At 63.4% G+C, this 22,533-nt stretch carries 20 protein-coding genes and 1 pseudogene; 11 read left to right on the top strand and 10 right to left on the bottom strand.

What is annotated here, in order from left to right; translation table 11 throughout:
* The first annotated feature begins 5 nt into the window (after positions 1-5).
* The gene (locus NTD80_RS22320; RefSeq protein ID WP_213552572.1) at positions 6-608 is read left to right on the top strand and encodes a glutathione S-transferase family protein; all 603 of its coding nucleotides are present in this window, start codon (positions 6-8) and stop codon (positions 606-608) included.
* Positions 609-626: 18 nt separating this feature from the next.
* On the opposite strand, the gene NTD80_RS22315 is transcribed toward NTD80_RS22320, so the two are convergent.
* The gene (locus NTD80_RS22315; protein ID WP_065905815.1) at positions 627-1,394 is read right to left on the bottom strand and encodes an SDR family NAD(P)-dependent oxidoreductase; all 768 of its coding nucleotides are present in this window, start codon (positions 1,392-1,394) and stop codon (positions 627-629) included.
* A gap of 137 nt (positions 1,395-1,531) precedes the next feature.
* Here NTD80_RS22315 and NTD80_RS22310 point away from each other — a divergent pair, with 137 nt between their 5' ends.
* Positions 1,532-2,680, top strand: coding sequence for an aldose epimerase family protein (locus tag NTD80_RS22310; RefSeq protein ID WP_262135036.1), 1,149 nt, complete (start codon positions 1,532-1,534; stop codon positions 2,678-2,680).
* Between the two features lie 102 nt (positions 2,681-2,782).
* Here NTD80_RS22310 and NTD80_RS22305 read toward each other — a convergent pair whose 3' ends face one another.
* Genes NTD80_RS22305 through NTD80_RS22285 form a run of 5 tightly spaced genes read right to left on the bottom strand, consistent with a single transcriptional unit; the run spans position 2,783 to position 8,627 of the window.
* Entirely contained in the window at positions 2,783-3,787 is a 1,005-nt protein-coding gene (locus NTD80_RS22305) for a substrate-binding domain-containing protein (protein ID WP_065905809.1), read from the bottom strand.
* A gap of 37 nt (positions 3,788-3,824) precedes the next feature.
* Entirely contained in the window at positions 3,825-4,688 is an 864-nt protein-coding gene (locus tag NTD80_RS22300) for an SMP-30/gluconolactonase/LRE family protein (RefSeq protein WP_262135035.1), read from the bottom strand.
* Between the two features lie 20 nt (positions 4,689-4,708).
* Entirely contained in the window at positions 4,709-6,289 is a 1,581-nt protein-coding gene (locus NTD80_RS22295) for an aldehyde dehydrogenase (NADP(+)) (RefSeq protein ID WP_262135034.1), read from the bottom strand.
* Positions 6,290-6,299: 10 nt separating this feature from the next.
* The gene (gene araD1 / locus NTD80_RS22290; protein ID WP_262135033.1) at positions 6,300-7,289 is read right to left on the bottom strand and encodes an AraD1 family protein; all 990 of its coding nucleotides are present in this window, start codon (positions 7,287-7,289) and stop codon (positions 6,300-6,302) included.
* Positions 7,290-7,304: 15 nt separating this feature from the next.
* A complete protein-coding gene (locus NTD80_RS22285) occupies positions 7,305-8,627 on the bottom strand; it encodes an MFS transporter (protein WP_262135032.1) in 1,323 nt (440 codons plus the stop codon).
* A gap of 191 nt (positions 8,628-8,818) precedes the next feature.
* Here NTD80_RS22285 and NTD80_RS22280 point away from each other — a divergent pair, with 191 nt between their 5' ends.
* The 6 genes from NTD80_RS22280 (at position 8,819) to NTD80_RS22255 (ending at position 16,116) form a co-directional block, all read left to right on the top strand.
* Complete coding sequence (locus NTD80_RS22280; protein ID WP_262135031.1) at positions 8,819-10,555, top strand: IlvD/Edd family dehydratase; 1,737 nt, start codon at positions 8,819-8,821, stop codon at positions 10,553-10,555.
* Between the two features lie 47 nt (positions 10,556-10,602).
* On the top strand, positions 10,603-11,325 hold the full coding sequence (locus NTD80_RS22275; protein WP_065905797.1) for a FadR/GntR family transcriptional regulator: 723 nt from the start codon (positions 10,603-10,605) through the stop codon (positions 11,323-11,325).
* A 260-nt stretch (positions 11,326-11,585) separates the two neighbouring features.
* Positions 11,586-12,956, top strand: a complete 1,371-nt coding sequence (locus NTD80_RS22270; protein ID WP_262135030.1) for an MFS transporter — start codon at positions 11,586-11,588, stop codon at positions 12,954-12,956.
* A gap of 56 nt (positions 12,957-13,012) precedes the next feature.
* On the top strand, positions 13,013-13,978 hold the full coding sequence (locus tag NTD80_RS22265) for a LysR family transcriptional regulator (RefSeq protein ID WP_262135029.1): 966 nt from the start codon (positions 13,013-13,015) through the stop codon (positions 13,976-13,978).
* Positions 13,965-15,377, top strand: a complete 1,413-nt coding sequence (locus tag NTD80_RS22260; protein WP_262135028.1) for an aspartate ammonia-lyase — start codon at positions 13,965-13,967, stop codon at positions 15,375-15,377. Before NTD80_RS22265 ends, NTD80_RS22260 begins: the two co-directional genes overlap by 14 nt.
* Before the next feature lie 61 nt (positions 15,378-15,438).
* Positions 15,439-16,116, top strand: coding sequence for an SOS response-associated peptidase (locus NTD80_RS22255; protein ID WP_262135027.1), 678 nt, complete (start codon positions 15,439-15,441; stop codon positions 16,114-16,116).
* 10 nt (positions 16,117-16,126) lie between these two features.
* Here the strand turns inward: NTD80_RS22255 and NTD80_RS22250 are convergent, their stop codons facing one another.
* Positions 16,127-17,218 (bottom strand): NADH:flavin oxidoreductase/NADH oxidase, encoded by a 1,092-nt coding sequence (locus NTD80_RS22250; RefSeq protein ID WP_201144010.1) that lies wholly within the window; start codon positions 17,216-17,218, stop codon positions 16,127-16,129.
* 82 nt (positions 17,219-17,300) lie between these two features.
* Here NTD80_RS22250 and NTD80_RS22245 point away from each other — a divergent pair, with 82 nt between their 5' ends.
* On the top strand, positions 17,301-17,612 hold the full coding sequence (locus NTD80_RS22245; protein WP_120448182.1) for an ArsR/SmtB family transcription factor: 312 nt from the start codon (positions 17,301-17,303) through the stop codon (positions 17,610-17,612).
* Positions 17,613-17,619: 7 nt separating this feature from the next.
* On the opposite strand, the gene NTD80_RS22240 is transcribed toward NTD80_RS22245, so the two are convergent.
* Genes NTD80_RS22240 through NTD80_RS22230 form a run of 3 tightly spaced genes read right to left on the bottom strand, consistent with a single transcriptional unit; the run spans position 17,620 to position 20,017 of the window.
* Entirely contained in the window at positions 17,620-18,078 is a 459-nt protein-coding gene (locus NTD80_RS22240) for a metallophosphoesterase family protein (RefSeq protein ID WP_120448181.1), read from the bottom strand.
* Positions 18,075-19,127 (bottom strand): GGDEF domain-containing protein, encoded by a 1,053-nt coding sequence (locus tag NTD80_RS22235; protein ID WP_262135026.1) that lies wholly within the window; start codon positions 19,125-19,127, stop codon positions 18,075-18,077. The genes NTD80_RS22240 and NTD80_RS22235 overlap by 4 nt, the downstream gene beginning before the upstream one ends.
* Positions 19,128-19,153: 26 nt before the next feature.
* On the bottom strand, positions 19,154-20,017 hold the full coding sequence (locus NTD80_RS22230; RefSeq protein ID WP_262135025.1) for a hypothetical protein: 864 nt from the start codon (positions 20,015-20,017) through the stop codon (positions 19,154-19,156).
* Positions 20,018-20,375: 358 nt separating this feature from the next.
* Here NTD80_RS22230 and NTD80_RS22225 point away from each other — a divergent pair, with 358 nt between their 5' ends.
* Positions 20,376-21,266: a bestrophin family protein gene (locus tag NTD80_RS22225; RefSeq protein WP_106804418.1), complete on the top strand. Its 891-nt coding sequence runs from the start codon at positions 20,376-20,378 to the stop codon at positions 21,264-21,266.
* A gap of 145 nt (positions 21,267-21,411) precedes the next feature.
* Positions 21,412-22,494 (top strand): annotated as a pseudogene (locus NTD80_RS31435) (cache domain-containing protein); the annotation flags it as partial.
* Positions 22,495-22,533 lie beyond the last annotated feature (39 nt).

Here is a 22,533-nt window from a genome sequence, read left to right as displayed (position 1 = left end):
GCTCAATGAAACTGATCGGCATGCTGGACTCGCCCTACGTTCGCCGCGTGGCCATTTCCCTGGAGTTGTACGGAATCGACTTCGTGCATGAATCCTTGTCGGTGTTCCGCACCTTCGACGAGTTTGCGCAGGTCAACCCGGTGGTCAAGGCTCCTACGCTGGTGCTGGACGACGGCACGGTGTTGATGGACTCCAACCTGATCCTCGATTACCTGGAAGCGCTGGCCCCGGCCGGGAAAAAGCTGCTGCCCGAGCAGCCCACGGCACTCGCCCGGGACTTGCATGCGCTGGGCCTGGCGCTGGCGGCCTGCGAGAAAAGCGTGCAGATCGTCTACGAGCACAACCTGCGGCCAGCCGAGAAGTTGCATGCTCCCTGGCTTGAGCGCATCAGCGGCCAATTGCTTGCCGCCTATTCGCTGCTCGACAAGCACTTGGCCGACAACGACAGTGAGGCACTGACCCAGGCCTCGCTGACGGCGGCAGTGGCCTGGTCTTTCAGCCAGCTCACCGTGGCGTCGGTGGTGAAGGCGGATGCCTTTCCCCATGTGCGACGTCACGCCGAGCGGCTGGAACAGCATCCCGCCTTCAAGCAATACCCGATCGAGTAAGCCCTCCGAGGCCTGGCATCAGACCCAGCCGCCGTCGACGATGAAGTTCTGCGCCGAGCACATCGCCGACGCGTCCGAGGCCAGGAACAACGCCATGTTGGCGATATGCTCCGGCAGCACGCTGCCCGGCAGGCACTGGCTGCGACTGATCAGGTCCCTGGCCGCATCGTCCACCCACATCGCCAGCTGCTTTTCGGTCATCACCCAGCCGGGCACCAACGTGTTGACGCGAATCCGGCTCGGCCCCAGCTCGCGCGCCAGGGCGCGGGTCATGCCATGCGCGGCGGCCTTGCTGGCGGCGTACACCGGGTAGCCGGCCGAGGCCATCATCCAGCCGACCGACCCGAGGTTGATGATCGACCCGAAGCCTGCGGCTTTCATCATCGGCACCACGGCCTTGGCGGCGAAAAAGGCGTGCTTGAGGTTGACGGAAATCAGTTTGTCGAAGGTATCCGAATCGACCTCCTCCAGGGTGTGACGCACGTCATTCGCCGCGTTGTTTACCAGCACGGTGATTGGCCCCAGCGAGTGCTCGAAACGCGCGATGGCCGCCTTGTAGGCGATCTCGTCAGTGATATCGCAATGGCCGAATTCGACGTTGTGCCCCTGTGAAACGAGCAGCGCCGCCAGGCGCTCGCCCTGGCTTTGGGCGCGGTCGACAAACCCGACCCGGGCGCCCTGTGCAGCGAAGGCGCGCACCATGGACTCGCCGATCCCCGAAGCCCCTCCGGAGATCAGTACGACCTTGTCCCTGAGGTCGGGATAAACAGCCTGCTGGATACTCATATCGCGCTTGCCTCGCCTAATTAGTCTTATTTTATTTTGCAAATACGTGGTTAAAGGCTATAAATCTGCTGTCTAAACCACGAAATATCGCACATTAGTAGAACTATTCCGACAAAACAACAAAAGGAAGTTCGACCATGAAGCACCCTCGATACCTGCTCTCGGGCCTGGCCATGTCCCTGCTGGTTGCCAGCGGTGGCGCCCAGGCCGCAGGGCTCAGCAGCGAACACAAACCCTTCGGCAAAACCAACGACGGCACCGCCGTCGAACAGTACATCCTGCGCAACAGCCACGGCATGCAGGCCACGGTGATCACCTACGGCGGCGTGCTGCAGTCGCTGAAAGTGCCGGACAAACACGGCAAGGTCGAAGACGTGGTGCTCGGCTTCGACAGCGTCCAGGGCTATCAGGCCGGCACGGCGTTTTTCGGCGCGACCATCGGGCGCTTCGGCAACCGCCTGGCCGGGGGCACCTTTGAACTCGACGGCACGCGTTACCAGGTGCCGCTCAACGATGGCCCCAACTCGCTGCACGGTGGCGCCCAGGGTTTCGACAAGCACGTATGGAAGGCCGAGCCGGTCAACGACAAGGGCTCTGTCGGGGTGAAGCTGAGCTACCTGTCCAAGGACGGTGAAATGGGCTTCCCCGGCAACCTGAAAACCGAGGTCACCTACCGCCTCAACGACAACAACGAGCTGCACATCGACTACCAGGCCACCACCGACAAACCCACGGTGCTCAACCTGACCAACCACAGCTACTTCAACCTGGCCGGCGCCGGCAACGGTGACATCCTCAAGCACATCGCCACCTTGCATGCCAGCCACTACACGCCCGTCAACGCCACCCTGATCCCCACCGGCGAACTGGCACCGGTCAAAGGCACGCCGATGGACTTCCTGAAACCCACGCCGATCGGCCAGCACCTCAAGGACGATCACCCGCAGCTCAAGTTCGCCGAGCCAAAACAAGGCGGGTTTGATTTCAACTGGGCGCTGGATACCCGGGGCGACATCAAACAGCTGGCGGCCGACGTGCATGACCCGGCGTCGGGTCGGCGTCTGCAGCTGTACACCACCGAGCCCGGCGTGCAGTTCTATACCAGCAATTTCCTGGATGGGACGGTGAAGGGCAAAGCGGGCAAGACCTACGCGCACTGGAGCGGTTTCACCCTGGAAACCCAGCACTTTCCCGATGCGCCGAACCAGCCGGGCTTTGCCTCGACGCGCCTGGACCCGGGGCAAACCTACACCCAGCACACCGTGTTCAAATTCTCCGCCGATTAACCGCAGCAAGCGGGCCGGCTCGCGAAAGCGTGGTGTCAGTCATCCACGCCTTCGCAAGCCAGCCCGCTGCCACTGTTGATCGTCACACGGTGCCGCCCAGCCTCAGTTCCACAAGCCGATTTTTTCCAGTTCCTGCTTGAAGTTCTCGCGGGTGATCAGGGTCACCTCGTCCATCGCGGTGTACTTCGGCGGCTCGGTGCCTTTGGTCACCCACTCGTACATCATCAGCGCAGTGTTGTAGCCCTCAATGTGCGGGCTGGGCAGCATCGAGCCGAAGAAACCGCTCTCGGCCTTCTTCAGTTCGCCGATCGCGTCGGTGCCATTGATACCGATGCCGATCACGTTGGCGGCCTTGAAGCCGGCGCTTTCGGTGGCGCGCACGCCGCCGAGTACGGTGTTGTCGTTCATGCCGCCGATGATCAGGTTTTTCGCGCCGCCGGGCAGCTTGACCAGGGCCGAGTTGGTGGCGTCCATGCTGCCTGGGACGTCGAGGGTCTTGGCGGCGGTGAACAGGATGTGATCCTTGGGCATGCCGGCATCTTCAAGAGACTTGACCGAGCCGTCGGTGCGCTTCTTGCCGGTGTCGAGTTCATTGAAGGTGTTGATCACCGCATAGGTGTCCTTCCAGTCCCAACCGCGTTTTTTCGCCTCGGCGGCCATGGCCGCACCCTGCTTCTGGCCGACTTCGAAGGCCGCCATGCCGAGGTACGGCACGTCCTCCATGAAGTTGCCCTTGGCATCGACAAAGCGGTCATCCACGGCAATCACTTTCAGGCCATTGGCCTTGGCCTTGGCGACGATGGCCGGGCCCAGGGACACGTCCGGCGGGCAGATCACAAAGCCCTTGGCGCCGTTGGCCGCCAGGCTGTCGATGGCCGACAGGGTCTTCTCGCCATCGGGCACGGCGATCTTGATCACGGTGAAGCCGTGTTCCTTGCCGGCTTTTTCGGCGAAGGCCCATTCGGTCTGGAACCACGGTTCTTCAGCCTGCTTGACCAGAAAACCGATCTTCACCTCTTCAGCGGCCAGCAACAGCCCGCTCAAGCTCAGGGCCGAGACCGCCACAGCGGCGCAGCACAGGGAACGCAAACCACGACGACGATTCATACGGTGACTCCTTGTTGTTGTTTTTGAATGTCTGGGGTTAACCGGCAAAGCGGTGACAGGGCTTGCCTGGCACGTCGACCTCGATGGCGAGTACCGCGCCATCGAGGGGATGATCCAAGGGGCTGGCGGCGCTGGTGATGTACAGCGTGGTCAGGTCCGGGCCACCGAACACGCAACTGGTCGGGCGGCTGACGGGCAGCTCGATGACGCGGTCCACCTGCCCGTCCGGCGTCAGGCGCAGCAGGCAGCTGCCGTCCCAGCGGGCGTTCCACAGATAGCCTTCGACATCCATCGCCGAGCCGTCCGGCCCACCGCGCGTGTGCGGGCCGAACCACACCTGGCCCGGGTCGAGTTGGCCATCGGCCTGGATCGCGTGCCGGTACAGGGTGCCGTCCATGCTGTCGCCAAAATGCACCTGGCGACCGTCGTCGCTCCACAGCAAGGTGTTGGGAATACCCAGGCCGTGCAGCAGCGGCGTGACCTGCCCATCGGCGTCGATGCGAAACAGGCCACCGGAGCGGCGGGTGATCGGCAGGTCTTCACCCTGCTCGCCGATATTGTTCTGCATGGTGCCCAGCCAGAGCCGGCCCTGGGCATCACAGCGCGCTTCATTGCCACGGTTGCCCGCCTGCGGGTCGGCCACGCACAGTAGGGTCAGGGCCTCGGTGGCCAGGTCGAGGCGGTAGACCCCACTGCTCAAGGTCACCAGTGCATCGCCGCGTTCACACGGGATAAAGGCCGAGACATGCTCGGGCAACTGCCACACCTGCAGCTGCCCGCCCATCAGGCGCAAGGCCTGTTTGCCGGCGATGTTGACCCAATACAGCGCCTGGGTTGGTGCATCCCAGAACGGCGCTTCGCCCAATTGCGCACGGTGCGCGGTCACTGCGCTCAACGACATGAAACCTCCTGATCAGGGTTTTACAGCGACTCGCGTGATGGCGTGCCATCCACCAAGCGCTGGATACGCAACGGGTTGGCGTTTTTCAACGCGTCGGGCAGCAGGCTATCAGGGTAGTTCTGGAAGCACACCGGGCGCAGGAAACGCTCGATGGCCAAGGTGCCGACCGAGGTGCCCCGCGCGTCCGAAGTCGCCGGGTACGGGCCGCCGTGCACCATCGAATCGCAGACTTCGACGCCGGTCGGGTAGCCGTTGAGCAGGATGCGGCCGACCTTCTGTTCCAGCAAAGGCGTGAGTTCGGCGAACTGTTGCAGGTCGTGCGGCTCGCCAATGATCGTCGCGGTGAGCTGGCCGTGCAGGCCTTGCAGGGCGGCGCTGAGTTGGACCTGGTCCGCGACTTCGACGAACACCGTGGTGGGGCCGAAGACCTCTTCCTGCAGCACTTCGTCACCGTCAATCAGCAGGCGCACATCAGCCTTGAACAACTGCGGCTGGGCCTGATTGCCCGCCTGGGCACTGCCGGCCAGGTGCTGGATGCCGGGGTGCGCCAGGAGCTTGGCCAGGCCGTTGCCGTAGCTGCTCAAGGTGCCGGCGTTGAGCATGGTTTGCGCCGGCTGAGCGTCGATCAACTGCGCGACCTGCTGGGTGAACGCGGTGAACGCGGGCGAAGCAATGCCAATCACCAGGCCCGGATTGGTGCAGAACTGGCCGCAGCCTTGGACCACCGAGGCGGTCAGGTCGCGGGCGATGCTGTCCGCCCTGGCGTGCAACGCCTGCGGCAGCACGATTACCGGGTTGATGCTCGACATCTCGGCAAACACCGGGATCGGCTGCGGGCGCGCCGCCGCCATATCACACAAGGCGCGCCCGCCCTTGAGCGAGCCGGTAAAGCCCACCGCCTGGATTGCCGGGTGCTTGACCAGCGCTTCACCGACGCCGCCGCCGAAGATCATATTGAACACCCCCGCCGGCATCTCGGTGGCCTCGGCCGCGCGGAGGATGGCATCGGCGACGCGCTCGGCCGTCGCCATATGCCCGCTGTGGGCTTTGAACACCACCGGGCATCCCGCCGCCAACGCCGCGGCGGTGTCACCGCCTGCGGTGGAAAACGCCAGGGGGAAATTGCTCGCGCCAAACACTGCCACCGGGCCCAGTCCGATGCGGTACTGGCGCAAATCCGGGCGCGGCAAAGGCTGGCGCTGCGGCAAGGCCTTGTCTATACGCGCGCCGTAGAAATCGCCGCGACGCAGCACGGTGGCGAACAGGCGCATCTGCCCGCTGGTCCGCCCGCGTTCGCCGTTGATCCGCGCGGCGGGCAATGCCGTTTCACGGCACACCAGCGCCACAAAGTCATCGCCCAACGCGTCCAGCTCGTCGGCCACCGCCTCCAGGAACTGCGCGCGGCGCGCGGCACTCAACCCACGGTACGCCGGGTAAGCGGCCGCAGCGGCCTTGGCGGCGGCGTCGACTTCCTGCGGCGTGGCCTGGTAGAAATCCTGCGGCAAGGCTTCGCCGGTGGTTGCATCCAGGCTTTGCAGCGTGATGCTGCCGAGGGCGCTGCGCTGGCCGCCGATGTAGTTGTGGCCGAGGAACAGGGTCATGAAACTCTCCTTAAAGACTGATGACGTGGCCGGGTTCGAATGCCGCGTCGGCGCTGCCGACACTGTTGACCAGCGGCGCGCCGAACTCGGCCTGGCTGATCTCGAACACATCGCCCGGTCGGGTACGTATACCGTCGGCGAATGACAGCGTGGCGGTGCCGAAGAAATGAATGTGCACATCGCCCGGCGTGAGGAATTGACGGTATTTGAAGTGGTGATACTCAAGATTGTCGAGGCTGTGGCACATATTCGCTTCGCCACTGAGGAATTCGTTCTGCCAGATCACCTCGCCGTCGCGCAGCAGGCGACTGGTGCCCGCCAGGTGCTGGGGCAACTCGCCCACGCGCAGCTCGGGACCGAAGCTGCAACTGCGCAGTTTGGAATGGGCGAGGTACAGGTAGTTCTTGCGCTCCATCACGTGGTCGGAGAACTCGTTGCCCACCGCAAACCCCAGGCGATAAGGCTTGCGGTCCGGGCCGATCAAGTAGAGGCCGCCGATTTCCGGCTCTTCGCCGGCGTCGTCGGCAAACGGCGGCACCGGGAACGCCTGGCCGGGGCGCACGACAATGCTGCCGTCGCCCTTGTAGAACCACTCGGGCTGCACGCCCACCTCGCCGGCCGCTGGCTTGCCGCCCTCCACGCCCCATTTGAAGATGCGCATGGTGTCGGTCAAGGTGCTCTCGTCGCCGGCCTGGTGCATCTTGTCACGCGCGGCGGCGCTGCCCAGGTGAGTCAGGCCGGTGCCGCTGATCAGCATGTGCGCGGGATCGGGATGATCCAGTGGCGGCAAAATCTTCAGCTCGGCCAGCAGGGTGGCGTAGTCGTAACGCTCACCCAGGCCCAGGCTATCCACCTGTTGCGCGAGGCCCACGCCAGCGTCGATGGCGGCCAACGCCACCTCACGCACGCTGCGCGCGGTATTCACTTCGCGCACGTTGGCGCCTTCCACCACGCCGACACGGCGCTCACCGTTGTGCAACTCGAACTGAACTAAACGCATGAAGCTTCTCCTCGATTAAGTACGTGTGGCGCCACGCGCACTGGCGGCGAACTGGTCGGCGGGCAGCGCATGCTTGCGCTCCAGCACGCGGTAGACCACGCCGGTCAAGAACAGCCCGAACACCATCACCGCAGACAAGAAATACAGGCCCGACGCCAGGTTGCCGGTGTACTCCTTGAGCGCGCCGATCACGAATGGGCCGATGTAGCCGCCGAGGTTGCCCACGGAGTTGATCAAGGCGATCCCCGCCGCTGCACTCGCGCCGGCGAAGAAGCGCCCCGGCAAGGTCCAGAACACCGCCGTGCAGGAAAACAGCGCGAATGCCGCCAGGCTCAGCGCTGCCATTTGCAGCACCGGCGCACTCAGCCAGGCGCTGCAGAACAAACCGATGGCACCGAGCACGTAGAGCACCGCCAGGTGGCCGTAGCGGTCGTTCAGGCGGTCGGAACTGCGCGGGATGATCAGCAGGCCGATGATCCCGAAAATGTACGGCACCGCCGAGATGAAACCGGTGACCAGGTCGCTGCCGCCGAACTGCTTGATCAGGGTCGGCAGCCACAGGCCCAGGCCATAGATGCTCAGGGTCACGGGCAGGTAGAACAGCGCCAGCAGCAACACGCGTTTGTCCTTGAGCGCGTGCAGCGGATTGCCATGGCGGGTCTGGCCGTAGGCCTGCAGGTCCTTGGCCAGTTCACCGGTGAGCCAGGTTTTTTCCTCCTCGCTCATCCACTTGACCTGCTGGGGGCCGTCCGGCAAGTAGCGCAACACCGGCCAGGTGAGCAGGATCGCCGGGGTGCCGATCACGATGAACAGCCACTGCCAGCCGTGCAGGCCGAGGATGCCGTCCATGCCCAGCAGGCCGCCGGACACCGGGCCGGTGATCATCATCGCAATCGGCTGGGACAGGATGAACAGCCCGAGGATCTTGCCGCGATGGCGCACCGGGAACCACTGGGTGATGTAGTACAGCACGCCCGGAAAGAACCCCGCCTCCGCCGCGCCAAGCAGGAAACGCATCACATAGAAACTGTGCGGGCCTTGCACGAATGCCATGCCGATGGTGATTGCGCCCCAGGTGATCATGATCCGCGCGAACCAGCGCCGCGCACCGAAGCGGTCGAGCATCAGGTTGCTGGGAATCTCGAACAGGAAGTAGCCAATGAAGAACAACCCCGCGCCCAGGCCATAGGCGGCGTCACCGATGCCGACGTCGGCGCCCATGTGCAACTTGGCGAAGCCCACGGCGGAACGGTCCACGTAGGCGATCAGGTACAGCAGGATCAGGAAGGGAATCAGTTTCAGCGTGATGCGCCGAATAAGCCGCAGCTCCTGGCTCATGGGGTCGATCTCCGATTGTTGTTTTTATAGAAGCTCGGGGGACGCCTCTCGCGAAAATCCGCCAGGGCCATACCTCAGTTGGACCGACTATATAGTATGACTATTTGCAAAACAACACTTCCAAAGCCGGGTATTTGCGCTTATGTTTAAGCCAGCCTAGAACATATAGTCATACAATAAGAGAATCGATCATGCCTGACAAAAAGCCCGGCCTACGCTCTGCCCAGTGGTTTGGTACCGCCGACAAAAACGGCTTCATGTACCGCAGCTGGATGAAGAACCAAGGCATCGCCGACCATCAGTTCCAGGGCAAGCCGATCATCGGTATCTGCAACACCTGGTCGGAGCTGACGCCGTGCAACGCGCACTTCCGCCAGATCGCCGAGCACGTCAAACGCGGTGTGATCGAGGCCGGTGGCTTCCCGGTGGAATTCCCGGTGTTCTCCAACGGCGAATCGAACCTGCGCCCCACGGCCATGCTCACTCGCAACCTGGCGAGCATGGACGTGGAGGAAGCGATTCGCGGCAACCCCATCGACGGCGTGGTGCTGCTGACCGGCTGCGACAAGACCACCCCCGCCCTGCTCATGGGCGCCGCCAGTTGCGACGTGCCGGCCATCGTGGTCACCGGCGGGCCGATGCTCAACGGCAAGCACAAGGGCCAGGACATCGGCTCGGGCACGGTGGTGTGGCAGCTCAGCGAACAGGTCAAGGCCGGCACCATTACCCTGGATGATTTCCTCGCAGCCGAGGGCGGCATGTCGCGTTCGGCGGGCACCTGCAACACCATGGGCACCGCGTCGACCATGGCCTGCATGGCCGAGGCGCTGGGCACGTCGCTGCCGCACAACGCGGCGATTCCGGCGGTGGATGCGCGCCGCTATGTGCTGGCGCATATGTCCGGCATGCGCGCGGTGGAGATGGTGCGCGAAGACTTGAAGCTGTCGAAGATCCTCACCAAGGCAGCGTTTGAAAACGCCATTCGCGTCAACGCGGCCATCGGCGGCTCGACCAACGCGGTGATCCACCTCAAGGCCATCGCCGGGCGCATCGGCGTCGAGCTTGACCTGGATGACTGGACCCGCATGGGCCGGGGCGTGCCGACCATCGTCGACCTGCAGCCGTCCGGGCGGTTCCTGATGGAGGAGTTCTACTACGCCGGCGGCCTGCCCGCGGTGCTGCGCCGCCTGGGCGAAGCCAACCTGATCCCGCACCCGAATGCGCTGACCGTCAACGGCAAGTCCCTTGGCGAGAACACCAAGGACTCGCCGATCTACGGCCAGGACGAAGTAATCCGCACCCTCGACAACCCGATCCGCGCGGACGGCGGCATCTGCGTGCTGCGCGGCAACCTGGCGCCCCTCGGTGCGGTGCTCAAGCCGTCGGCGGCGAGCCCCGAGCTGATGCAGCACCGGGGTCGCGCGGTGGTGTTCGAGAACTTCGACATGTACAAGGCGCGCATCAACGACCCGGAGCTGGAGGTGGATGCCAACTCGATCCTGGTCATGAAAAACTGCGGGCCCAAGGGTTATCCGGGCATGGCCGAGGTCGGCAACATGGGCCTGCCAGCCAAGCTGCTGGCCCAGGGCGTGACCGACATGGTGCGGATTTCCGATGCGCGCATGAGCGGCACCGCCTACGGCACGGTGGTGTTGCACGTTGCGCCGGAAGCCGCTGCCGGCGGGCCGCTGGCCACGGTGCAGGAAGGCGACTGGATCGAACTCGACTGCGCCAACGGCCGCCTGCACCTGGACATCCCCGATGCCGAGCTGGCGGCGCGCATGGCGGACCTGGCGCCGCCGCAGAATCTCATCGTCGGCGGCTATCGCCAGCTGTACATCGACCATGTGTTGCAGGCTGACCAGGGTTGCGACTTTGACTTCCTGGTGGGCTGCCGAGGCGCGGAAGTCCCCCGGCATTCCCACTAATTGGGATGCTATGATGCCGCCTATTTAGCCAGAGCATCTTCCCAGTTATGGATCACCAGCCGTCCAAGCCGCGCAAGAGCATGCATGCCCAGATCGTCCAGGACTTGGGCATGCACATCGTTTCCGGTCGCTTCAAGCCCGAAGAACGGCTGCCCATGGAGGCCACGCTCTGCGAGGAATACAAGGTCAGCCGGTCGGTCTTGCGTGAGGCGACCCGCGTGCTCAGCGCCAAGGGCCTGGTGTATTCCAAGCCACGGGTCGGCGCAGTGGTGCGGCCGCGGTTGAAATGGCACCTGCTCGACCCGGATGTGCTGTCCTGGCTGATGCAGACCACGCCGCACAGTGAGTTCTTCAACACCCTGGCGGGCGTGCGGCGCATTCTCGAACCGGAAATCGCCGCCATGGCCGCGACCACCGCCACCGCTGAAGACATCGCCACCATCGAAAAAGCCTACCGGGGCATGGAAACCGCGCAGACCCACGAACAGCTGCTGCAGGCTGACCTGGACTTCCACCGCGCCATCGCCGACGCCACCCGCAACGACCTGCTCGCCTACATGTGCAACATGCTCTCGTTGCCGCTGCGCGAGTCGATCAACATCACCAACCGCCGCCCGGATATCCAGGGCCTCAGCCTGCCCCGGCACAAGGCGATTCTCACCGCAATCCAGAACCGCGACGCACTTGGCGCGCGGCATGCCTCGCTGGTGCAACTGGATGACACCCGTGTGGCGCTGGACACGGTCATGAATGTGCTGACCCCGCTTTAACCCCCCTTTCCAGATACCGCACGCGCCCCTACGAGGGCGCGAGCGATCTGCGCCCTTTTTACCTGGCCAAAAGCCCCCCCGCTCGACCGCGCCGCCAACGCCGCGCAGGCCAGAGTTTCAAGAATCCCGGCGCCCAGTATCAGCTATCGTGATACTCATTCAGCGTCTGCTGATTTCGTGAAGTGACCGCCCTAGACTCCTGCTCAACCGATGCCCAGGCACCGGATCCCACACCTATAAAAATGCAAGGGGAGAGACGAATGAGTGGTCAAGTAGCGTTCGAAGACCTTCCGCTGAGCCGCTTCCATATCCGAACGGTGTTCAGCGGCACAGGCGGTCAGTTCAGTGACGGGTTCGTGCTGGGTATCATCGGCATCGCCGTGAGCATGGCGGCGGGGCCGCTGCAGTTGACGGCGCTCTGGATGGGCTTGCTCGGCGCCGCCTCGCTGGCGGGGCTGTTCCTGGGCAGCCTGTGCGCCGGGCCGATCGCCGACAGGTTTGGCCGACGCACGATTTTCGCCTGGGACATGCTGCTGTTCGCGGTGATTTCCGCTTCGCAGTTCTTCGTCACGTCCCCCGAGCAATTGCTCGCGCTGCGCCTGTTGCTCGGCCTGGTGCTGGGGTTCGACTATGTAGTGAGCAAGTCCCTGGTGACCGAGTTCGCCCCCCGCCGCTACCGTGGACGCTTGCTCAGCGTCCTGGCGGCGGCCTGGGCGGCGGGTTATGTGGCGGCCTACCTGGTCGGGTTTGCGATTCGCGATATCGGCCCGGATGCCTGGCGCCTGATGCTCGCCCTCAGTGGTGTCCCCGCCTTGCTGATCCTGCCGCTGCGCCTGGGCGTGCCGGAATCGCCCATCTGGCTGATGGCGCGTGGGCGCAGCGAGGAAGCCCTGGCGATTGTGCGCAGCAAGTTCGGGCCGCACGTCTACCTGCCCGCCCCGGCTGCCCAGGCCAACACGCCCGGACAACAGAGCCGCTGGGGCGAGTTGTTCAGCCGACGCTGGCGCAAGAACACCCTGGTCGGTTGCGTGTTCTACACCTGCCAGGTGATTCCGTTCTTCGCCCTGGGCACCTTCGCCCCCAAGGTGCTGGAAGCACTGAATGTGCAGGACAAATTTGCCGGCGGCCTGGTCTATAACGTGCTGTTGCTGGTCGGTGCCCTGCTCGGCCTGCTGGTGATCGACCGCCTGTCGCGCCGGGTCTTCCTGGTCGGCACCTTCTACCTCAGCGCAGCCGGCCTGGCGGTGCTTGCCTACGCCGGCTTCGGCCCACTGGGCACCATCCTCGCCTTCGGCTTTTTTGCCTGCGTGATGGCGGCCGCGGTGAACCTGGAATTTGTCTACCCGCCGGAATTGTTCCCCACCCACCTGCGCGCCTCGGGGATCGGTCTGGCCGTGGCCGCCAGCCGCTTCGGCTCGGCGGTGGCGACCTTCCTGCTGCCCGTCGCGGTGCAGCAAGTCGGCGTGCACGCGGCGCTGGGCGTGTGCGTCGGCGTGCTGGTCGTCGGCGGCGTGTTCTGCCATTTGTTTGCACCGGAAACCAGCAAGGAAGACTTGTCGGGCGTCACGCCCGATACCGACCCAGGGTTATCGCCGGCGCTGTCCACACCCGTGGGGCGTACGCCGAAGTAACCGTTGAAGCGCGTCAGCGAGCGAGGATGAAGATGTCAGCGAACAGGCTTATCGACATGTATGCGGTCCAGGTGTTCATCGCGGTGGCCGAGGAAGGCAGCATGTCGGGCGCTGCAACGCGCATGGGTATTTCCCAGTCCGGGGTGTCGCAGATGGTGCGCCAGCTGGAAGACGAACTGGGCGTGGTGCTGGTCGACCGCACCACCCGCCCGCTGGCCCTGACCGCGTTCGGCGTGGCCTTGCGCAATCGCGGCTCGGTGTTGAGCGAGGAGTTGTCCCACCTCAAGGCCCAGGTGATCGACGCCGGGCGCGGCGTCAATCCGGACCTGCGCATCGGCCTGGTGGACTCCTTCGCCGCCACCTGCGGTTCGGTGTTCACCCGGCAATTGCTGGGCAAGGTGGCGCAACTGTCGATTCGCACCGGGCTCAGCCCGCAACAAGGCGAGTCCCTGCTGCGCCGCGACCTCGACCTGATCGTCACCAGCGACCCGCTGATGGACGCCAACGACGTGATTCGCTACCGGCTGTTTTCAGAGAAGTACTTTGTGATCACGCCCAACCAGCTGCGCAGCGAGATCAACTCGATCGAGGATGTGCGCGCGCTGGCCAACGTACTGCCGGTGGTGCGCTTCAACCGCATGTCCCAGGTGGGCCTGCAGATCGAGCGCCACCTGCGCAGCCTGAATGTGCGGGTACCCAACCGCCTGGAACTGGATAACGCCGATGCGTTGACCTCGATGGTCGCCGAGGGCATCGGCTGGGCGGTCACCAGCCCGATGTGTTTTCTGCAGGCCGCTTCGTGGGTGGACAAAGTGACCGCGCACCTCACCCCGGACCTGCACCTGGAGCGCTCGCTGTACCTGGTGGCGCGACGTGATGAATACAGCGCCTTTTTCGCCGATGCCTGCGAAACGGCGCGCAATGTGATCCTCCATTCCTTCCTGCCCAGGCTCAAGGCCCTGGGCACAGGGGTGGAGACGTTAATTCAAATAGAAGAGGGTGATGCTCGTGAGTACTTTTGATGCTGCCGCTGCACGACTGGAAACCGATTACGTCGGTGAAGTGCACATTCCCGCCGGCAAGTTGTATGGGGTCAACTCGGTACGCGGGTTCGACAACCTCAGCGTGTCACCGTTGACCATCGCCCACTACACGGCGTTTCGCGACGCCTTTGCCCAGTGCAAGTGGGCAGCCGCCCTGGCCAATCGCGGCTGCGGCGTTATCGCCCAACCGCAGTGCGAGGCGATTGTGCAGGCCTGTGGCGAAGTGATCGCCGGCCGCTGCGATGACTCGCTGATCGTCGATCTGCTGGAAGGCTCCGGGGGCACCTCCACCAACATGAACTTCAACGAAGTCATCGCCAATCGCGCGCAGCAGTTGCTGGGGCACGCGGCGGGGTCATACGAGGTGGTGCACCCCAACGACCACGTCAATGCCTCGCAATCGACCAATGATGTCTATCCGGCGGCCCTGAAGATCGCCACCCACGCGATGCTCGGGCCGCTGATCGATGAAGTGGCCCAGTTGGCGGCCCGCTTCGACCAGAAATCCGAGCAATTTGCCGATGTCCTGCACCTGGGCCGCACCTGCCTGCAGGACGCCCAGCCGATGCGCCTGGGCCAGCTGTTTTCCGGGTATGCCGCCCTCACCCATCGCCTCGGTGCGGAGCTGGCGGCCGTGCGCGAAAAACTGCGGACCCTGCCTCTGGGCGGCACCGCCATTGGCACCGGGTTCGGCGCGCCGGCGGCGTATCGCGCGTCGGTTTATCAGCATCTGGTGCAGATCACGGGCATCGAGTACCAGGCCCCGGAGAATGCCTTCGATGCCATGCAGAACATGGATGTGTTTTCGCGGGTCTCCGCCGAACTGCGCACGTGCTCGGCATCCCTGGCCAAGATCGCTTCGGACCTGACCCTGCTGTCGTCCGGGCCGGTGGGCGGGATCGGCGAATTGAAACTGCCCGAGGCCCAGGCCGGCTCCTCGATCATGCCCGGCAAGGTCAACCCGGTACTGCCGATGGCAATGATCCAACTGAGCTTTGCAGTGATCGGCAACGATGCGGCAGTGGCGCAGGCGGTGCAGGCAGGCCAGCTGGAGATCAACCACTATGAGCCGCTGGTGGCGTCCCGCGTGTTCGACAGCATTGCGCTGCTGACCCAGGGCATCCAGCGGTTTCGCGAAAAGTGCATCAGCGGGATCACCGCCGATACGTCGCGCAACGAGCAGCACCTGACCGCATCGATGGCCGTCGCCACCGCCTTGGTGCCGCAGCTGGGCTACGCCCGTGTCAGCCAGCTGGCACGCCAATCGGTGGCACAGGGGCGTTCACTGCTGTCGATCCTGGAAGCGTCCGGGCTGATGAGCCAGGCCGAGGCCATGGCCGCAATCGAGCGCTCCTCGCGGCCGGTGTTCGAGGGCTGACACCCGGTGGGCCGTTACACCGTCAGCGTCTACGCTCAAGGCTTAGCCGGAGGGTTCAGCCATGTGCGGACGATTGACGCAGTACCGGGGCATTCATGACTTTGTCGCGGCCTTGAGCATGCCCAATGCCTGGGTCGATAACGCAGGCGACCAGGCGCGCTACAACGTCGCGCCGTCGACGCCGGTCGCGCTGTTGCACCTGGAGCAGGATGTGCTGCACGCCGACCGGGTGCGCTGGGGCTGGCGCCCGCATTGGGCCAGGGACCGTGCGGCGCCCATCAATGCTCGCGTGGAAAAAGTCGCCCAGGGGGCTTTCTTCCGCGCGATCTGGCCGCACCGCGCCATTGCGCCGGTAGACAACTGGTTTGAATGGGTGGACGAAGGCGGCCCGAAAAAGCAGCCATACCTGATCCGTCGCCGGGACGGCGCGCCGGTATTGTGCGCCGCCATCGGCCAACTGCCCGACGCCGATGAAGGCGCGGGCGAGCACGACGGGTTTGTGATCATCACCGCCGACAGCGCCGGCGGCATGGTCGATATTCACGACCGGCGGCCGGTGGTGCTCAATCCGGCGCTGGCGCGTGAATGGCTCGACCCGGCAACGCCGCGAGCGCGTGCCGAGCAGTTGCTGTTGTTCCAGGGCGAACCCAGCGAAGTGTTTGAATGGTTCAAGGTCGGCACTGCGGTGGGCAATACACGCAACGACGGGCCCGGCTTGATTGAGCCCGTCGCCGGCTAGGCGGCTCGCCTCAGCGATAGCGTTCCAGCCAATGCGCGTATGGCGCAGGCAAGGTCCAGGACGACTTCTCTACGCCCAGTTCCTTGGCGGCAAAGTAGGCCCAATGGGGATCAGCCAAGTGTGCACGGCCGACCGACACCAGGTCCAGTTGGCCGGCCTGCAATGCGCCGTCTGCCAGTTGCGGGGTGCCAAAGCCCCAGGCCGAGGTCACCGGGATACCGGCTTCGCGGCGAACGCGCTCGGCGATCGGGCCCATGAACGCAGGCCCCCACGGGATGTTGGCGTCCGGGGTCGAGAAGCCCACGCTGACGCTCAGCAGGTCCAGGCCACCGGCCTTGAAACGACGGGCCAGTTCGATGGACTCGGTGAGGGTCTGTTCGTCACGGCCGTCGTATTCGATCACGCCGAAACGCGCGGTCAGCGGCAGGTTTTCCGGCCAGACTTCACGCACCGCCGCGAGGGTTTCCAGGAGGAAACGGCTGCGGTTGTCGAAGCTGCCACCGTAGGCGTCGGTACGCTGGTTGGAGTGCTCGGAGAAGAAGCTCTGGCCCAGGTAGCCGTGGGCGAAGTGCAGTTCGATCCATTCAAAGCCAGCATCACGGGCACGGCGCGCGGCGTCGACGAAGTCCTGGCGCACCCGGGCGATGTCGTCCAGGGTCATGGCGCGTGGGACCTGAGGCAGGTTGGCACCGAACGCGATGGCCGACGGCGCGATGGTTTCCCAGCTGCGGGCATCGGATGCCGGGATGTGGTCATCGCCTTCCCATGGGCGGTTGGCGCTGGCCTTGCGGCCGGCGTGGCCGATCTGGATGCCCGGCACGGAACCGGCGGCCTTGATGGCCTTGACCATCGGCACGAAAGCCTCGGCGTGGGCGTCGCTCCACAGGCCGGCGCAGCCGGGGGTGATGCGGCCTTCCGGCGCGACTGCCGTGGCTTCGACCACCAGCAGGCCGGCACCGCCACGGGCCATGCTGGCCAGGTGCACGTGGTGCCAGTCATTGACGATGCCGTCTTCGGCCATGTACTGGCACATCGGCGGAATGGCGATGCGATTGCGCAGGGTGACGTCTTTGAGGGTGTAGGGTTCGAACAAGGCGGACATGGGGAACTCCAGGAGCGAGTGAGTGAGTGATTCGATAGTTCGATGGTAATCGAACTATGGTATTCGATGATACCCCCCTGTTATGCTTCGTTTCATGCGAGCCTTTAAACACCCCACCCTTGAAGACCTGACACTCGAGCGCCTGCTCTACGCGCTGAGTGATCCGGTGCGCCTGGAAATCGTGCGGTGCCTGGCCAGTGTGCCGGAGGCTACCTGCGGTGAATTGGACGGCGGGCGGCCGAAGTCGAGCATGTCCCATCACTTTCGCGTGTTGCGCGATGCCGGCCTGGTGCAGACCCGCAGCGTCGGCACCACCCACATGAACTCACTGCGCGGGGATGTGCTGGAAAGCCGCTTCCCCGGCCTGCTTGAGTGCATCCTCGCGCAGCGTTAAGCGCCGGTCACTCCAGCAAGGCGATCAACCGCGGCTCGATAGCCGCCACCCCGACCTCCAGCACCGCCACCGTCACCGGCAACTTGAACCGCCGTCGCCCGGCGCTGCCCGGATTCACATACAGCGTTGTGCCACGCCATTCGATCAACGGTTTGTGCGAGTGGCCGGTGATCACCAGCCGCGTGTGGGCCTCGAGCAACGCGGGGACGTCGGCGATGTCATGCACCACCAGCGTCTGCCAGCCCAGCAAGTCGATAACCAGATGGTCGGGCACCTGCGCCGCCCACGCTGCGTCCTGGTCATTGTTGCCGCGCACCCCATGAACCGGCGCGATGCGCGCCAGTTGCGCGAGAATTTCGGGGCTGCCGATATCACCGGCATGGAGGATCTGCCCGCATCCCTGCAACGCCGCCACGGCTTCAGGGCGCAACAGGCCGTGGGTATCGGAAATCACGCCAACTTTCATGGAACCTCCTGGGGGTTGGACAGCCATGATGCGTGGCAAACAGGCATGCCATCCAGGTGCACGCAGTCCTTGCCATTGCGCTTGGAGGCATACAGATTGTGGTCGGCGCACTTGAGCACCGCCGACAGATCGGCGCCGGCGGTAAAGCGCGTCATGCCCGCACTGCACGTGTAGTCATGGGGCGGCGCGACACTGTCGCGAATGGCCTGCAGCAGGCGCAGGGCATAGTCAGTGGCGATATAAGGATCATCGCCGACCAGCAAGACGCCAAACTCCTCGCCGCCAATCCTGCCAAAACTGTGGCTGCCACGGGTGGATTTCAGGCAGGTGGCCATCGCGCAGAGGATCCGGTCGCCCACGTCATGGCCGAACTGGTCATTCTTCAACTTGAAACTGTCGATATCCAACATCATGAAGTAACCGGTCTCACCGGCTGCCAGCACTTTGGCGAAGCTCTCCATAAAGGCGCGTCGGTTCAACAGAGACGTCAGGTAATCGGTGTGTGCGAGTTCGCGAAACTCACTCTCGACCAGCAGCACCGAACGCAGATTATTCAAGTATGAGTAGCTCAGGATGAAGCCAACAGACACGGATGACAGGCAAAAAATCAACAGGTAAATCTCGATGCCCGCGTACAACCCCACGGGCACAGTGGGCCAGATCACGATCCAGACCAGGGCTGCGCACGTCAGAAAGTCCTGGGCCGTGATAAACAGTATGGCGCTGCTGAGCACCAGGGTCAGTGCCAGCGGCAAGGCAAACACTTGCAGCTCAAGGTTGGCGCGCATCACATAGGCAAAGCCAACGCTCAGCAACACCATGTAGGCAACGCCGAGCAGTCGCCACAAGTAAAAATTGGACACCACGCTGTGAAGCCTGCAGACCACCAGCAGGCACAGCGTGATCAGCAGTTTATCCAGGCCGAACGTCACCAGTGGGTCAGCCATCAACACGCCCAACCAGGCGATAACGCCGATGACTTCGGCCTGTGAGATCGCCGGTGACAGTAGCCTTTGCATCCGTGGCCGCAGCTTCAAATTAGCCGGCATCCTTTCATTCCCTGTGCATGAATTGCCTATAGGCCAGCAGCCTGGTCCGATTGCAGGCTGTGCAGGCTGATCGCGAATGAATAAGCCATAAAACGTCGGACCAACACGACAAACGGCGGCAGCACTTCAAGCTGGGTCTTGGAATGAATCTTAAAGTAGCCCCTGTCCGCCCCTTCACGAACCAAACGAATGACATGCGTCTTGGACACCGACAATTGCTCGGCCAATGAAAGATAGGAAGAAGAGCGAAAACCGGCCCCGGTCTTGTCCAGCGCACACGCGTCGTTATAGATAGCCAACATCAACAGGTGCCCGGCATCCCGATTCACCAGCCAATAACATTCAGGCAGGAGTTGATCGAGGGTCACGTTAGCCTCGAACATTCTCGCAAACCCCTTGAAATAAACCGCCAGGAACGCGCGGTCATCCAACTCGCCCAGTTGCCGAATCAGGCTGTTTTGCGGGTACAGCATGCCCAATGGCTCGACGACGCACGCGAGCATCGACCTGACCTCCCGGCATGCCTGGGACGACGGGCTGAAGACCCGCAGACGGCTGTCGTCCGGATGCCCCGCTACCTTCATGAACCCCAGCGCCCTGAACAGCAGGAATATTGATTCCAAGCCATTGCGCGAACAAAACCCGCGCGCCACGCACAGCGCCTTGACTTTGGAGAGTAACGGCACCGCCTGGGAAAAATAGGCGCTCAGTAGCGCAAAAGACACCATCAAGCGGTTGAACTTCAACGCCGTCTTGTAAAAAAACGGTCGCTTTGAATAGGGTTCGAGCAACAAGGCGTAATGCGTGCGAATGCACACCTCAAACTCAACATGACTTTCAACCACGCGCGCCGAATCATCCAGCGCCAACTTCAACGAACGACTGCACATGAGAAAGAGCCCTGATCAAACAACCTGAATTCACTGATTTCAATTGCAGACTTTCTGCAACCAGGTCTCACAACAACTCACGACAGAATAGATACCAGTAATGGCGTTTTGCCTCGGTCGCAATTTATCCTGAATGAAGTACCGGACCGCATTCCTACCAAAATTGTTCCAACCGCTGGATGGGGTGGACAACTCTTGTGACATTTACCCAAAAAGCGATAGCACGCTCGAAAACCGCGGCCAGGCAGGCCGAATCAGCCCGAGCCGGCTTAAACGTTTCAGTCCCCGTGCGAACCTTACCCCCCTGCCGGCGTCCGAGCTAAGGCACTGTTGCCGACCGCCGCCGCGAGGTTCTCGTTTGAAAGCCGCCATCATCAAAAAGTACCGCCTGATCATCAAGACCATGGGCTACGTGGGCTGGGCCCTGTTCTGGCTGTTGCTGTGGGACGTTGCCGTCACCGTGGACTTCATGCTGTTCCTGACCACCAAGATCAACCTGCCGCTGATGCCGTTGACGTTGCTGGGTTCGGCGCTGGTGGTGCTGATCAGTTTTCGAAACAGCAGCGCCTACAATCGCTGGTGGGAAGCCCGCACGTTGTGGGGGGCGATGGTCAACAATTCGCGCAGTTTCGCCCGCCAGGTGCTGACCCTGCTGGACGACCCCGACGGCGAAGTGAATCCGGTCAAAGCAACGCTGTTGCGTCGCCATGTGGCTTACGTGAACTGCCTGGCCGCGCACCTCAAGGGCGAGCCGTGCCCTGAAGAAGTACGCGCGTTTATCCCGTCCGAAGAGTTCGCGCGCAACGGCGCCACCAACAATTTTGCCAATGACATCCTGACCGGCTCGGCGGCGCTGCTGGCCAGGGAATACAAGGCCGGGCACCTGGACAGCATCCGCCTGGCGCGGCTGGAATCGACCCTGGTGGACTTGTCCAACGCCCAGGGCGGCATGGAACGGATCGCCAACACGCCCCTGCCCTACCCATACGTGTATTTTCCGCGCCTGTTTATCTCGCTGTTCTGCCTGATCGTGCCGGTGGGCCTGGTCGAATCCCTGGGCTGGTTCACACCGCTGGCCTCCACGGTGGTGGGCTTCATGCTGCTGGCCATCGAGCGCATCGGCACCGACCTGCAAAGCCCATTCAACTCCAGCGAGCACCAGATCCAGATGGAAACCATCTGCGAAACCATCGAGAAAAACCTGCAGTCCATGCAGCGTGATGCGCTGGGTGGCGACCGGATCGGTTGACCGCCCACTTCGTCCTCAAGTGCGTGCCCGCGCAGTCGATATACAGGGGGTACGCATGGGCAGCACCTCCCCGATAACAACACATGCGACGCTCGACGCTACTGTTTTCCCCTTGCCAAAACTATAAATACCCGCGGGTGAAGTCATGAATATCAAGCAGAAGCTGACCTGGGCCTTTGCGGCCATCGCGTGCCTGCCGGTCATCCTGGTGGCCGTCCTGGTGGTGCTGAATGTGCGCGAGGGGGCCCTGGCCAATTTCCTCGACAGCAGCGGCCGCGAGATCCGCCAGATCGACAATGGCATGCAGCAGTTCTTCGATGGCATCAGCCAGAACGTCGATTATGTGGCCAAGGACCCGCGCGTTGTCGCGGCCAAGGACCTCAAGAACTACGCCGGCGCCGACGCCGCGCAAATCCCCCTCACCCCCACGAACAAAGACCTGCTGGATATTTTCGACCAGTTCGCCAAAAGCCATCCCAGCACCGCCTACCTGTCCCTGGGCCTGAGCGACGGCGGCTACGCCAGCTGGCCGGACGACACCAAACTGAACAATTACGACCCGCGCGTGCGCCCCTGGTACAAGGCGGCCATCGCCGCGCCGGGCAAAACCGTGCGCACCGGTGCGTATTACTGGGCGCCGGACGACGTGGTATTGATCGGCACCGTGCACACCGTGGCCGATGCCACCGGCAACATCCTCGGCGTGGTCGGCCTGGACGTGTCGCTCAAGCAGCTCACCGAACTGGTGCGCAACATCAAGCTGGGCGACAGCGGCTATCTGATGCTGGTGGAAGCCAACGGCAACGTGCTGGTGGACCCCAGCGACGCCAAGCACAACTTCAAGCCCCTCGCCGATCTCGGCGCCAACTACGCCGAACTGGCCAAGCGCGGCGACGGCGTGACCCAGATCGACATCGATGGCGTGGCCTACATGGCCAACGTGGTCAGCTCCAAGGACCTGGGCTGGCGCTTCATTGGCCTGATCAAGCGCGACGAAGTGATGGCCGGTGCGACGAGCCTCACGTGGTTGATCGCTGCGATTGCGGCAGCACTCGCCGTGATCTTCGCCATTGTCGGCGCCAGCTTTGCCAGCGTGATCGTGCGCCCGATTCGCGGGGTCGCCAACGGCCTGCAGGAGATCGCCGAAGGTGAAGGCGACCTGACACGCCAGCTCACGGTGCAGGGCAAGGACGAAACCGCCACCCTGGCGGGCTGGTTCAACCAATTCCTGGGCATGATCGCGCAGTTGGTGCAGCGTATCGGCAAT

Origin of the sequence: Pseudomonas sp. 13B_2.1_Bac1 (assembly GCF_025466155.1) — a bacterium.
GTDB lineage: Bacteria > Pseudomonadota > Gammaproteobacteria > Pseudomonadales > Pseudomonadaceae > Aquipseudomonas > Aquipseudomonas aylmerensis.
This window is presented reverse-complemented; position numbering and strand designations above follow the sequence as displayed.

What these genes read in the sequence shown, in the direction of transcription:
- araD1 (WP_262135033.1), bottom strand. Translation starts at nt 7,289, where the DNA reads ATGCGTTTAGTTCAGTTCGAGTTGCACAACGGTGAGCGCCGTGTCGGC.
- NTD80_RS22265 (WP_262135029.1), top strand. Translation starts at nt 13,013, where the DNA reads ATGTATGCGGTCCAGGTGTTCATCGCGGTGGCCGAGGAAGGCAGCATG.
- NTD80_RS22250 (WP_201144010.1), bottom strand. Translation starts at nt 17,218, where the DNA reads ATGTCCGCCTTGTTCGAACCCTACACCCTCAAAGACGTCACCCTGCGC.
- NTD80_RS22305 (WP_065905809.1), bottom strand. Translation starts at nt 3,787, where the DNA reads ATGAATCGTCGTCGTGGTTTGCGTTCCCTGTGCTGCGCCGCTGTGGCG.
- NTD80_RS22240 (WP_120448181.1), bottom strand. Translation starts at nt 18,078, where the DNA reads ATGAAAGTTGGCGTGATTTCCGATACCCACGGCCTGTTGCGCCCTGAA.
- NTD80_RS22320 (WP_213552572.1), top strand. Translation starts at nt 6, where the DNA reads ATGAAACTGATCGGCATGCTGGACTCGCCCTACGTTCGCCGCGTGGCC.
- NTD80_RS22270 (WP_262135030.1), top strand. Translation starts at nt 11,586, where the DNA reads ATGAGTGGTCAAGTAGCGTTCGAAGACCTTCCGCTGAGCCGCTTCCAT.
- NTD80_RS22230 (WP_262135025.1), bottom strand. Translation starts at nt 20,017, where the DNA reads ATGTGCAGTCGTTCGTTGAAGTTGGCGCTGGATGATTCGGCGCGCGTG.
- NTD80_RS22285 (WP_262135032.1), bottom strand. Translation starts at nt 8,627, where the DNA reads ATGAGCCAGGAGCTGCGGCTTATTCGGCGCATCACGCTGAAACTGATT.
- NTD80_RS22310 (WP_262135036.1), top strand. Translation starts at nt 1,532, where the DNA reads ATGAAGCACCCTCGATACCTGCTCTCGGGCCTGGCCATGTCCCTGCTG.
- NTD80_RS22255 (WP_262135027.1), top strand. Translation starts at nt 15,439, where the DNA reads ATGTGCGGACGATTGACGCAGTACCGGGGCATTCATGACTTTGTCGCG.
- NTD80_RS22315 (WP_065905815.1), bottom strand. Translation starts at nt 1,394, where the DNA reads ATGAGTATCCAGCAGGCTGTTTATCCCGACCTCAGGGACAAGGTCGTA.
- NTD80_RS22235 (WP_262135026.1), bottom strand. Translation starts at nt 19,127, where the DNA reads ATGCCGGCTAATTTGAAGCTGCGGCCACGGATGCAAAGGCTACTGTCA.
- NTD80_RS22275 (WP_065905797.1), top strand. Translation starts at nt 10,603, where the DNA reads ATGGATCACCAGCCGTCCAAGCCGCGCAAGAGCATGCATGCCCAGATC.
- NTD80_RS22245 (WP_120448182.1), top strand. Translation starts at nt 17,301, where the DNA reads ATGCTTCGTTTCATGCGAGCCTTTAAACACCCCACCCTTGAAGACCTG.
- NTD80_RS22280 (WP_262135031.1), top strand. Translation starts at nt 8,819, where the DNA reads ATGCCTGACAAAAAGCCCGGCCTACGCTCTGCCCAGTGGTTTGGTACC.
- NTD80_RS22300 (WP_262135035.1), bottom strand. Translation starts at nt 4,688, where the DNA reads ATGTCGTTGAGCGCAGTGACCGCGCACCGTGCGCAATTGGGCGAAGCG.
- NTD80_RS22295 (WP_262135034.1), bottom strand. Translation starts at nt 6,289, where the DNA reads ATGACCCTGTTCCTCGGCCACAACTACATCGGCGGCCAGCGCAGCGCC.